Source organism: Phenylobacterium sp. (assembly GCF_036501465.1).
Taxonomy (GTDB): Bacteria; Pseudomonadota; Alphaproteobacteria; order Caulobacterales; family Caulobacteraceae; genus Phenylobacterium.
Map to the genome: position 1 here is coordinate 1 of NZ_DASYAF010000128.1, position 10,911 is coordinate 10,911.

The 10,911-nt window shown below is 69.4% G+C and carries 9 protein-coding genes; 4 read left to right on the plus strand and 5 right to left on the minus strand.

All coding sequences use genetic code 11. The annotated features are described in order from the left end of the window. The first annotated feature begins 481 nt into the window (after window positions 1-481). Complete coding sequence (locus VGL85_RS13630) at window positions 482-883, plus strand: YciI family protein (RefSeq protein WP_331589493.1); 402 nt, start codon at window positions 482-484, stop codon at window positions 881-883. After that, window positions 880-2,142, plus strand: a complete 1,263-nt coding sequence (locus VGL85_RS13635; RefSeq protein WP_331589494.1) for an RNA polymerase sigma factor — start codon at window positions 880-882, stop codon at window positions 2,140-2,142. The genes VGL85_RS13630 and VGL85_RS13635 overlap by 4 nt, the downstream gene beginning before the upstream one ends. Here the strand turns inward: VGL85_RS13635 and VGL85_RS13640 are convergent. Next, window positions 2,139-2,468, minus strand: a complete 330-nt coding sequence (locus VGL85_RS13640) for a hypothetical protein (RefSeq protein ID WP_331589495.1) — start codon at window positions 2,466-2,468, stop codon at window positions 2,139-2,141. The genes VGL85_RS13635 and VGL85_RS13640 overlap by 4 nt on opposite strands. Before the next feature lie 139 nt (window positions 2,469-2,607). Here VGL85_RS13640 and VGL85_RS13645 point away from each other — a divergent pair, with 139 nt between their 5' ends. Beyond that, window positions 2,608-3,840 carry a pyridoxal-dependent decarboxylase gene (locus VGL85_RS13645; protein ID WP_331589496.1) on the plus strand — a complete coding sequence of 411 codons (1,233 nt, stop codon included), beginning with the start codon at window positions 2,608-2,610 and terminating at the stop codon, window positions 3,838-3,840. A 5-nt stretch (window positions 3,841-3,845) separates the two neighbouring features. Here the strand turns inward: VGL85_RS13645 and VGL85_RS13650 are convergent, their stop codons facing one another. From VGL85_RS13650 to VGL85_RS13665, 4 genes are all read right to left on the minus strand, one after another. Beyond that, the gene (locus tag VGL85_RS13650) at window positions 3,846-4,967 is read right to left on the minus strand and encodes an amidohydrolase family protein (protein ID WP_331589497.1); all 1,122 of its coding nucleotides are present in this window, start codon (window positions 4,965-4,967) and stop codon (window positions 3,846-3,848) included. Between the two features lie 101 nt (window positions 4,968-5,068). Further along, a complete protein-coding gene (locus VGL85_RS13655; protein ID WP_331589498.1) occupies window positions 5,069-7,012 on the minus strand; it encodes a CocE/NonD family hydrolase in 1,944 nt (647 codons plus the stop codon). Between the two features lie 34 nt (window positions 7,013-7,046). Continuing rightward, complete coding sequence (locus tag VGL85_RS13660) at window positions 7,047-7,448, minus strand: DUF1801 domain-containing protein (protein ID WP_331589499.1); 402 nt, start codon at window positions 7,446-7,448, stop codon at window positions 7,047-7,049. Window positions 7,449-7,459: 11 nt separating this feature from the next. Then, window positions 7,460-9,367: a PQQ-binding-like beta-propeller repeat protein gene (locus tag VGL85_RS13665; protein ID WP_331589500.1), complete on the minus strand. Its 1,908-nt coding sequence runs from the start codon at window positions 9,365-9,367 to the stop codon at window positions 7,460-7,462. Window positions 9,368-9,730: 363 nt separating this feature from the next. Between VGL85_RS13665 and VGL85_RS13670 the strand changes: the two genes are divergently transcribed. Next, window positions 9,731-10,911 (plus strand): efflux RND transporter periplasmic adaptor subunit (locus VGL85_RS13670; protein ID WP_331589501.1); only part of this gene is annotated, 1,181 nt, incomplete at its 3' end.

Genomic DNA, 10,911 nt, shown 5'->3' on the forward strand with positions numbered 1-10,911 from the left:
CTTGGACCCGTTGGCGCTTTAAGGATGATCGGGTCCAAGCCAGCGGGTGATCTGACGGCCGCGCCGCCCTCTCCCGGCCTCTCCCACAGCGCTGCCGCGCTTGGGAGAGGAGATTCCGCTTCCCACCCATCGCTGACCGTCACGGAGTCTGTCCGGCGCACCCGCGCGGAGCGCCCCTTCGATCTCATGGATGATGCGAGCCTTGGGGCCTCGGCTTGTCAAGGACGCGCCAAGGGCGCGCCGCCCCGCGGCCGGCCGAGGGCCGGTCCTTTGAGAAGCCGAGGCCCAAGGCAGACTGCCGGCATGAGATCAATGGCTGGGAATGGCCGCCCTCGACGCACCGCCAGCCGGGCGAACGCCGAGCGCGCGGACTGTTCCGGCGGCAGGCGCGAGCCCGCCGTTCGCCGCAGAATCTTTGAACCGACGTGTCGGCGCCGGATAGGGTTGGGCGTCCTAGGCACATCCAAGGGAGCCGCCCGCCATGCTCTATGCCCTGCTCTGCTACAATTCCGAAGAGGTGGTCTTCTCCTGGAGCCAGGAGCACGAGGCCGAGGTCATGGGGAAGCTCCACGCGGTCCATGAGCGGCTGGCCGCGCGCGGCAAGATGGGCCCGTCGCTGCGCCTGTTGCCCACCACCGCGGCCACCACGCTTCGCAAGTCGGGCGATCCGCCGCTGGTCATCGACGGCCCGTTCGCCGAGACCAAGGAGCAGCTGCTGGGCTTCTACGTCATCGATTGCGAGAACCTCGAGGAGGCGCTCGACTTCGCCAAGGACCTGGGCGTCGCCAACCCCGGCGGCGCCTACGAGATTCGCCCGATCCTGCTCTACAACAGGAGCGGCCTGCCCCAGGACAATCCGGCCGAGGCGGCGGCGGCCGGATGAGCGACGACCTCGCCTGGATCGATGCGGCGCTGACCTCGGCGCGGCCCCAGGCGGTCGGGGCCCTGCTCCGCTACTTCCGCGACCTCGACACCGCCGAGGAGGCGTTCCAGGAGGCCTGCCTGCGGGCGCTGCGGAGCTGGCCGCAGAAGGGGCCGCCGCGCGACGCGGCCGCCTGGCTGATCATGGTCGGGCGCAACGCCGCCCTGGACGGGGTGCGCAAGACCTCCCGCCAGACGCAGCTGCCGCCGGAGGACGCGATCTCCGACACCGACGACGTCGAGACGCCCATGGCCGAGCGGCTGGACGGGCAGAACTATCGCGACGACATCCTGCGGCTGATGTTCATCTGCTGCCACCCGGAGCTGCCGGCGACCCAGCAGATCGCGCTCGCCCTGCGCATCGTCTGCGGCCTGTCGGTGAAGCAGATCGCCCGCGCCTTCCTGGTCTCCGAAGCGGCCATGGAACAGCGGATCACCCGCGCCAAGGCGCGCATCGCCAAGGCCGAGACGCCCTTCGAAACGCCGGGCCCGGTGGAGCGGTCCGAGCGGCTCGCCGCGGTGATGGCCATGGTCTACCTGGTGTTCAACGAGGGCTATACGGCGGCCGGAGAAGCGGGAGAGGCCCGCGCGGCCCTGGCCGACGAGGCGATCCGGCTCGCGCGCCTGCTGCTGCGGCTGTTCCAGACCGAGCCGGAGATCATGGGGCTGGCGGCCATGCTGCTGCTCAAGCATTCGCGCGCCCGGGCTCGCTTCGACGCCGAGGGCGCGGCGATCCTGCTGGAGGATCAGGACCGCAGCCGCTGGAACCGCGAGCTGATCGCCGAGGGCCTGGCGCTGATCGACAAGGCCATGCGCCACAACCGGCCCGGGCCCTATCAGGTGCAGGCGGCCATCGACGCCCTGCACGCCCGCGCGCCGCGTTTCGCCGACACCGACTGGGCGGGGATCGAGGCGCTGTACGCGGCGCTGGAGCGGATGACGCCCTCGCCGGTGATCACGCTGAACCGGGCCGTCGCCACCGGCAAGGCGCGGGGGCCCGCCGAGGCGCTGGCCATGGTCGAGCCCCTGGGCGAGGCGCTGGACGGCTATTTCTACTTCCACGGGACGCGCGGGGCGCTGCTGTTGCAGCTCGGCCGTGACAGCGAGGCGCGCCAGGCCTTCGACCGCGCCATCGCGTTGGCCAACACCGCCGCCGAGGCGGCCCACATCCGCGGCCAGATCGACCGGCTGACGCAGGACGCGAAGGCCAAGGTCAGCTAGCGGATCTTGATCTGCACGCTGCCCTGCGGGCTTTCCAGCATGAAGGTGTCGCCGGACTTCTTGTCCTTGGGATAGGCGACGCAGGTCTCATTGGGGTCGACGCTGGAGCTGGTGCACAGCTTGTCGCCGTCGATCCGCCAGGCGCCGGTCACCTGCCCGTCCATGGCCGAGAACTTGCCGTCCGGCGTGTAGGTCACCGGGATTTCCATGTCGCCCAGGTAGATGATGATGCCATGGCCGATCACTTCCTTCAGGGTGTCGGCCAGAGCCGGCGAAGCGCCCAGAGCCAGGGCCACGGCGGCGGTCGCGATCAACAGTTTACGCATCGGAGTTTCCCTTCCGGCCAGCCGGGGACATCGGCGTCCCTGGCCATTAGGTTTAAAATATAGACCTGTTTATGATCCGGTCAAGCGGCCGCGGCGCTAAGACGGGGGACCGCTCGCGCGAAGCCGCCCCGAGGCGCCGATGAGACGACCCCTGAACGAGGCCGGCCTGGGCTGGCCGGCGCTGAAGGCCGAGATGGCCGCCTACGCCGCGGGCGACGTGCGCTGGCGCGAGGGCAAGACCGCCGTCTACGTCTTCAACGCCGGGCCCGAGGTCGAGCAGGTGCAGAAGGAAGCCTACGCCCTCTTCCAGTCGGAGAACGGCCTGGGGCCGGCCGCCTTCCCCAGCCTGAAGCGGATGGAGGAGGAGGTGGTGGGCTTCGGCCTCGACCTGCTGCACGGGCCGGACGGCGCGGCCGGCGCCATCACCTCCGGCGGGACCGATTCGATCACCATGGCGGTGAAGGCCGCCCGCGACTTCGCCCGCAAGCAGAAGGGCGCCGCGGGCCCCCTGAACATCGTCCTGCCGCGTTCGGCCCATCCCGCCTTCGACAAGGCCTGCGCGATGATGGAGATCGAGGTCCGCCGCACCGCGCTTGCGGACTATCTGGCCGATCCCGCCGCCATGGCGCAGGCGGCCGATGCGTCCACGATGATGATCGTGGGCTCGGCGCCCAACTTCCCCTACGGCCTGATCGACCCGATCGAAGCGCTGTCGGCGCTGGCGCAGGAGCGCGATCTTTGGCTCCATGTCGACGCCTGCGTCGGCGGCTATATCGCCCCCTTCGTGCGGATGAACGGCGCCGCCATCGCGCCCTTCGACTTCGAGCTGCCCGGCGTGCGCTCGATGTCGGCCGACCTGCACAAGTACGGCTACTGCGCCAAGGGCGCGTCCACGGTGTTCTTCCGCACCGCCGAGCTGATGAAATTCATGATCTTCGACTTCCGTGACTGGCCGGGCGGGCGGATGGTGACGCCGACGCTGGCCGGCACCCGGCCGGGCGGGGCGATCTCGGCGGCCTGGGCGGTGATGAACTTTCTGGGCGTCGAGGGCTACCGCGCCAAGCACGCCCTGGTGACCGGCGCGCGCGAGACGATCGCGGCGGGCGCCGAGGCCCTGGGCTTCCGGGTGCTGGGGGCGCCGCAGCTCGGCCTGCTGGCCTTCACCCGCGACGACATCGACTGCGTGGCGGTCTGGTCCAAGCTGCGCGAGCGCGGCTGGTTCACCGGCCTCACCAGCGAGCCGAAGAGCCTGCACCTGATGCTATCGCCGGTGCATGCGCAGGTGGCCGAGGCGTACCTTGCAGATCTCGCCTGGGCGGTGGCCGAAGTGGGCGGCACGGCCGCGACGACCGAGGCGCCGCGCTACGCCTAACCAGCCTAGGCGATCGCCGCCTCGGCGATTCCCATCATCTGCTCGAAGTTCCTCGAATAGAACAGCTCGCGGTCGGCCTCGGTGAGCTCGGTGAAGGTGCGCTCGAAGCGGCCGATGGGATCGTTGGTGCCCTCCGGGTGCGGATAGTCGCTGGAGAACATGAAGAGGTCCGCGCCCGAGTCCTTGATCAGGTAGCCGGCGTCCTCGCCGGGGAAGGGCGTGAACTTCACGTGTTGGCGGATGATCTCCGACGGCTTGGCCGAAAGCGCCTGCAGATAGGGGTCGGTGCGTCCGAAGCTGCGTGCGCCCATGTCCATCTGGCGCAGGAACCCCGGCACCCAATAGGCCCCGTATTCGATCACCCCGCCACGCAGCTCCGGGATCCGGTCGAAGACCCCGTCATAGAGCAGGGCCGCCAGGAACATCTCGGCCGAGTGCGGCAGCACCACATAGTCCTTGAACCGCAGGTTCTCGCCGCCGCCGTGCAGGTCGGGCGAAGGCGCGCGACCGTTGTTGATATAGGCCTGCGGCAGCACCCGCGAACCGGCGCCGATGTGCAGCACGAACGGGATCCGCTTGGCCGCCAGCAGGGTCCAGAACGGGTCGAGGTCCGGGTGGCCAGGCGAACGTTCGCCGGCCGGGGTCGAGGGCGTCCAGATGGCGCCGCAGCCCAGGCGGATCGCTTCCTGCGCCTCCTCCAGGGCGCGCGCCGGATCGTCCAGCGGCACATAGGCGACGCCGATCAGCCGCGGGTCGCGGCAGAAGTCGGCCATGGCCCGGTTGGCGGCCCGCGTCCCGGCATAGACCACCTCGATGTCCGAGGAAGTGCGGAAGGGCCGAAGCGCCGAGGTCGGGAACACCAGCTGGCTCGAAAAGCCCAGCTCGTCCAGGGCCCGGGTGCGTTCGGCCGGATCGCAGGCACCATAGGCGAGCCGCCCCTTCGGCCCGGCGATCAGGCCCTCGATCACCTTCTCCTTGGGCGCGGTGACCGGCGGCCGGGTCGAAGGCGCGTCGCGCCGCAGCAGCCGATCCTTCATCGCCCCCTCGGCGAAGGGAACCAGCCAGTCGGCCGGCTCCATGAGATGGCTGTCGGCGTCGTGGTAGACGCGTCCCTGGGCGTAGGGCATTGGCGATCCTCCGGAGCATTCCTTGGGGCTCTTGGCGGGCCTCGGACGCACTATCCCCTGCGATCAGCCCTGCTCACAAACAGATTCTTGGGCGGGCCGCTTCAGCCCCGTTTCGGGATCACCGGCAGCAGGACGTGGCTGGGCCGGCCGGAGTCCACGAACACCGTGTTCTTCGCCACCCGCCGGGTGAGGCCGGTCCCTTCCGGGGCCCCGGTGTTCGGGTTGACGTCGAAGTGCGGGAAGTTGCTGGAGGAGACGTCCAGGCGGATGCGGTGGCCGGCCTTGAACAGGTTCGAGGTCGGGAAGGCGGTGACCTTGATCTGGCAGGGCTCGCCGGGCGTCATCATCGAGGGATGCTCCCAGCTGTCGCGATAGCGGCAGCGCAGGATGCCGTCGGTCAGGTTGAGCGCATAGCCGTCCGGGTAGTCGGCGCTCGGCGGATAGACGTCGATCAGCTTGATGGTGAAATCGGTGTCCGGCCCGTCGGAGGCCACCCAGAGGTTCGCCTCGATGGCGCCGGTGACCTCGACGTCCGCCTTGAGCGGCGGCGTCTGGAAGACCAGCACGTCGGGCCGCGCCTCCAGCGGCAGATAGGGCTGGCGTGAGCCATAGACGGTGGGGCCCTCGCGCTGGTCGTAGCCGCCGCCGCGCATCAGGGGCTCGCCGGAGGTGATGGTGCCGCCGATGCTGGGCACCGGATGGGCGGGATCGAAGTCGTAGCTGATCGCCTGAGCGCCGGCCTTGGGCTGCGCCGTCGAAAGCGCCCCGTCCTCGTGCAGGTGATAGGCGGTGAGCCTGGCGTCGGGGATCGGCCAGGCGGCCTCGGTGCGCCAGCGGCCGCCGTGCATCAGCCGGCCCTCCGGGGTCTTTGTTCCGGATCCGCCGCCCATGACGAAGATCCGAACCGCAGGATCGGGATCGGCCTTCGATGAGGCCTTCAGGTGCCGGTCGAACCAGGCCAGGCGCTGGGCGTCGTAGTCGGCGTGGCCCAGGCTATCGAGGGTCGAGCCGGGGCCGAACTCGATGTCGCCGGACCAGGTGGTCGAGCGCGCGCCGTGCGTCCACGGCCCCATGATCAGCCGGATCGGGCCGGTCTTCAGTTTCGACAAGGCGACATAGTTGTCCGTCGTCGAGCGGGAATAGGCGTCGTACCAGCCCGAGATGTGGATCATGGCCGCGTCGGAGAAGCGGTCGTAGGAGCCCTCGGCATAGATGCCGACCTGTTTCCAGTAGGCGTCGAAGTCGCCGTGCCGCCACTGGTCCAGCACATAGGCCTCGTAGTCCGGGATCAGCGACAGCGGCGTGTGCCCCGGCTTCCAGGGCATCGAGGCGAACCAGGCCTTCAGGTCGACGCCCTTCAGCGCCGCCATCAGCCGCGGATCCTTCTGCGCCTCCGGGCTCTCCAGGCCCAGGTTGTAGGCCCAGGTCACCTGTTTCAGCTCGAAGGCGCCGCCCTGGCGGATGCCGTCCTGGTAGGCGTTGGAAAAGCCGCCGCAGTCCAGCACCATGGCCTTCAGCCCGGGCGGGTTCAGGCAGGCCAGCGCGGCCTGGGTGTGGGCGGCGTAGCTGAGGCCCAGGGTGCCGATCCGCCCGTCGCTCCAGGGCTGGGCCGTCAGCCAGCGGCAGGTGTCGAAGCCGTCGTTCCCCTCGCTCAGGTATTTGACGAACTCGCCCTCGGAATCGTAGCGGCCGCGGCAGTCCTGGAAGACCACGACATAGCCCTGGCGCACATAGGTCGCGGCCACCTCGGCGCGGGTCTTCGGCGTCTTGGGATTGGCCTGGGTGATGTCGCGGAAGCTGGTGACGTTGCGGCCATAGGGCGTGCGCTCCATCACCGCCGGGAAGCGGCCGGGAACCGGCCTGCCGCCGCGCGCCGGGCGGTAGACGTCGGTGGCGAGCCTGATCCCATCGCGCATGGCGACGCGGACGTTGCTCTCCAGCAGGACCTCGTAGGGCCCCTCGCCAGCCGCCCTGGAAGCGCCGGCGGAAAGCGCGAAGGCGCCGGCGAGCTGCGAAAGCGTCCGGCGGGTAAGCTTGGCGGTCATGCGCAGAGAGTTCGCATGCGCTGGGGGACGGCGCCTAGACCCGCGCGGTCGTGGCCCAGGCGGCGGCGACCATCTCCTCCAGCACGCCGGCGTCCACATCGGCCAGCTTGTTGATGTAGAGGCAGCCCTTGCCGGTGCGGTGCTTGCCCAGCCGCGCCAGGCGCTCGTCCCAACCCGTGGCGTGCTTGATGTAGAACACCAGCGAGGCTGTCCGCGGCGAGAAGCCCATGGCCAGGATGCGGCCCTTCTTGCCGCCGGCCAGGTCGTATTCCCGCTCGCCGAAACCGACCAGGGTCGGGCCCCACATCCTGGGCTCGATCCCGCTCACCTTGCGCATCAGGGCGCAGACGACCGCCCCGTCGGCGGGCTTTGGCGAGCCGGCGATGAAGGCGTCGACGTCGACATCCGTCGCCTTGGTCTTCGGTTCGTAGCCCATCGCCAGCGAGGTTATTTGCCGTTCACCGAGAAGGCCAGCAGCACATTGTCCGGCCCGCTGGAGCCGGAGGCGCCGTTGAAGCCGGCCATCACGAAGGCCATGCCGCCGGCGAAGGTCATGCCGGTGGCGTCGAGGTTGCCGCCGCGCTGGTTCTTCACCCCGTTCACGGTGTCGTAGTGACGCCCGGCGGTGTCGTAGTCCCAGATCTGCTCGCCGGTCTTGCCGACGAAGGCGCGGATGTGGCCGTCCTGGTTGACCCCGAACACCACCCCATTGGCGATGCTGGACGGGCCGGAATAGCCGTTGCCGCAGCGCCCGGTGAAGCTGCATTTCGGGTCCGACGAGCGATGCCGCCAGACCAGCGAGCCGTCGGTGAGCCTGAGCGCCGAGATCGAGGGCAGGCTGCGGTCGGCGATGCCCACGTAGAGGTTGTCGTTGTCGGCCGACATGCCCCATTCGACCCCACCCAGGGCGCTGCCCCGGCCGATGCGGGTCTGCCAGATCATCGAGCCGTCGTCGGGGTTGAGCGCATAGACCTGGCCCGACTTCTGGCCGGCGAACAGCATGTCCTTGCCACCCTTCATATGCTTCAGGATCGGCGAGGAACCGAAGTCGAAGTCCGGCCCGTTGGGCGTCGGGCAGTTGACGCCCGGGCGCTGCGGCGGGCAACCGACCAGGAAGTGATCCAGCTCGGTCATCTGATGCGCCCACTTGATCTTGCCGGTCTTGAGGTCCATCGCCTCGACCGCGTCGGAGTATTTCTCCTCGACGTTGGTGTAGCTGTCGCCGGTGGCGACGTAGAGCACGCCGCGCTTGGGATCGATGGTCGGCGAGGACCAGATCGCCGCGCCTGCCGGGCCGTACATCTGGGTTCCGACCGAGTTCTTCCGGAACGGCGCGGGGGCCGTCGGGATCGCATAGGTCTTCCACAGCATCTTGCCGGTGGCGACGTCGATGGCCGCCACGGCGCCGCGCTGCTTGCAGCACTCATAGGCCGCCAGGCCGGCCACGCCCTCCTCGAAGGACGACAGCGGCACATAGAGCACATTGCCCCACAGCGCCGGCGCGCCGGTCAGGATGCCGCGGCCGCCGGAGTCGATGTTCACCACCCACAGCTCCTTGCCGGTGGCGGCGTCGACGGCGACCTCATTACGGTTCATGTCGCCGAAGTAGGCGGCCCAGCCGGAGGGCGCCTTGGGGTTCTTGCCCACCGAGACGGTGACGCGCACCGACCCGCGGGCCTTGTAGGCCCAGGCCACGCAGCCGGTGGCCTTGTCCAGCGCATAGACCTGGCCGGACGAGCTGGTCACGAACACCCGGTTGCCGACCACGGTCGGCTGGCCGTAGCGGCCGCCCTGGTAGGCGAAGGCCCACTTCACCGCCAGCTTCGGCGTGTTGGCGGCGTTGATGGTGGTGGAGGCCGCGACCCGGGTGTTCTGCTTGTCCGGGCTCCAGCCGTTCCATGACGGGCCGGCCGGGTTGAACTTGTCGGAGGCCGGGCACTTGTCCTGCGCCTCGGCGGCGACGTCGAACTTGGCGTCCGGCGGCTGGCCGGTGATGAACACGGCGATCGAGGCGATGTCGTCGTCGGACAGGCCCGCGGCCATCGCCTGCATCTTGCCGGTCTTCAGCGCGTCGATGATCACGTCGGGGAACTGGGCGGCGAGCTCCGCGCGAGAGGGCGCGTGCTCCACCGGGGGCATGTGGCAGCCCTTGCAGCGGCCCATGAACAGCTCCTCGCCGTGGGCCGTCTGCTTGGCCATGGCCTCGGCCTGCACCCGGCGGCCGTTCAGCGCATTGGTGGTCGCCCCGGCCGGCGGCGTGGCGGCCGGAGACGGGGCCGGCGGCTGGCTGAAGGCCGCGCCCGCGAGCGCCGCGACGGCGCCGGCCAGCATGGTCGCTTTCCAGAAGGATCCCATGGTCTCGCCCCCTGCATTCCCCTACGGCGCCGGCTTCCGCGGCGCTCTCGACCACAATACAACCGATTAAATTTCAGTCACATTTCGCCTCACCCGGACCCCGCCGACCCGGTGTTCTCCGAGGGCGCATAAGACCGACATAATGCCTGCGTTGCGGCGCGGTCACCCAGTTGCAGGCGCGGAAGGTTCGGAAAGAGCCCGGAAAGACGCTTGTCATCGGGAAGCCTTAGTAAGAGGCGACTTAGCTTGGCAAACGTCCCCCATTCAGCCAATGGGCGGGGGAACGGCGTTCGCTGCGCGATCGTTCTGGTGAAGCTTGCGCCCGGGGATGGGCGTCGGTCCGCAGGTGACCTCGGAGGAATGATGGATAACGGCGCACGAGCCTCGGGCTTCTGGGCGAGAAGCGAGGGTCACCCCCTGCGGCGCATACTGATTGTCCTGGGGGTCCTCCTGGCGCTGGCCGGGGTGATCTGGTTCGCCGTCCACCTGGGGAGCGGCAACAAGCCCTCCGGCCCCAACGGCGGCGCGCCGGCCGGGTTCGGCAACGGCCGTGGCGGCCGCAGGCCGACCACCACCGTGGGCGTGGCGACAGCGACGGTGGCCGACGTGCCGATCACCCTGGACGGCCTGGGCACCGTGACCCCGGCCGCGACGGTCACCGTGACGCCACAGGTCTCGGGCGTGATCACCCAGATCCTGTTCAAGGAAGGCCAGCTGGTGAAGAAGGGCCAGGCGATCGCGGTGATCGACCCACGCCCGTTCCAGATGGCGCTGGAGCAGGCGCAGGGCAATCAGACCCGCGACGAGGCCCAGCTCGACAACGCCAAGATCCTGCTGAAGCGCGACCAGACCCTGCTGACGCAGGACTCCATCGCCCGCCAGGACGTGGACACCCAGGCCGCCCTGGTGAAGCAGCTCGAAGGCACCGTCCTCACCGACAAGGCCGCCGTCGGCACCGCGCGCCTGAACCTCGGCTACAGCCGCGTGGTCTCGCCGGTGGCCGGCCGCATCGGCCTGCGCGCCATCGACATCGGCAACTTCATCCCCGCCGGCAGCACGACCGGCCTGGCGGTGGTGACCGAGATCACCCCCATCGACGTGGAATTCACCGTCGCCCAGGACGCGGTGCCGAACCTGATGGCGCAGGCCGCGCACAACAAGCTGGTGGTGACCGCCTACGACCGCACCAAGACCGTGGTGCTGGACACCGGCGTGTTCTCCACCCTCGACAACCAGGTGGATCCGACCACCGGCACGGTGAAGGCCAAGGCGCGTTTCCCGAACGCCAACGGCAACCTGTTCCCCAGCCAGTTCGTCAACGCCCGCATCGCGCTGCAGAGCCTGCACAATGTGGTGGTCGTGCCGGTGACCTCGGTGCGCACCGGCCCGCAAGGCGACTTCGTCTGGATCCTGAACCGCGACCGCACGGTGACCAAGCGCAACGTCACGCGCGGCCCGGCGACGCCGACCATGACCAGCCTGACCCAGGGCGTGAACCCCGGCGAGCGGGTGATCACCGAGGGCGGCGACCGCCTGACCGAGGG

Bases quoted from the DNA above. Each gene is read 5' to 3' on its own strand.
- VGL85_RS13645 (WP_331589496.1), top strand. From the start codon at position 2,608: ATGAGACGACCCCTGAACGAGGCCGGCCTGGGCTGGCCGGCGCTGAAG.
- VGL85_RS13640 (WP_331589495.1), bottom strand. From the start codon at position 2,468: ATGCGTAAACTGTTGATCGCGACCGCCGCCGTGGCCCTGGCTCTGGGC.
- VGL85_RS13630 (WP_331589493.1), top strand. From the start codon at position 482: ATGCTCTATGCCCTGCTCTGCTACAATTCCGAAGAGGTGGTCTTCTCC.
- VGL85_RS13665 (WP_331589500.1), bottom strand. From the start codon at position 9,367: ATGGGATCCTTCTGGAAAGCGACCATGCTGGCCGGCGCCGTCGCGGCG.
- VGL85_RS13660 (WP_331589499.1), bottom strand. From the start codon at position 7,448: ATGGGCTACGAACCGAAGACCAAGGCGACGGATGTCGACGTCGACGCC.
- VGL85_RS13655 (WP_331589498.1), bottom strand. From the start codon at position 7,012: ATGACCGCCAAGCTTACCCGCCGGACGCTTTCGCAGCTCGCCGGCGCC.
- VGL85_RS13635 (WP_331589494.1), top strand. From the start codon at position 880: ATGAGCGACGACCTCGCCTGGATCGATGCGGCGCTGACCTCGGCGCGG.
- VGL85_RS13650 (WP_331589497.1), bottom strand. From the start codon at position 4,967: ATGCCCTACGCCCAGGGACGCGTCTACCACGACGCCGACAGCCATCTC.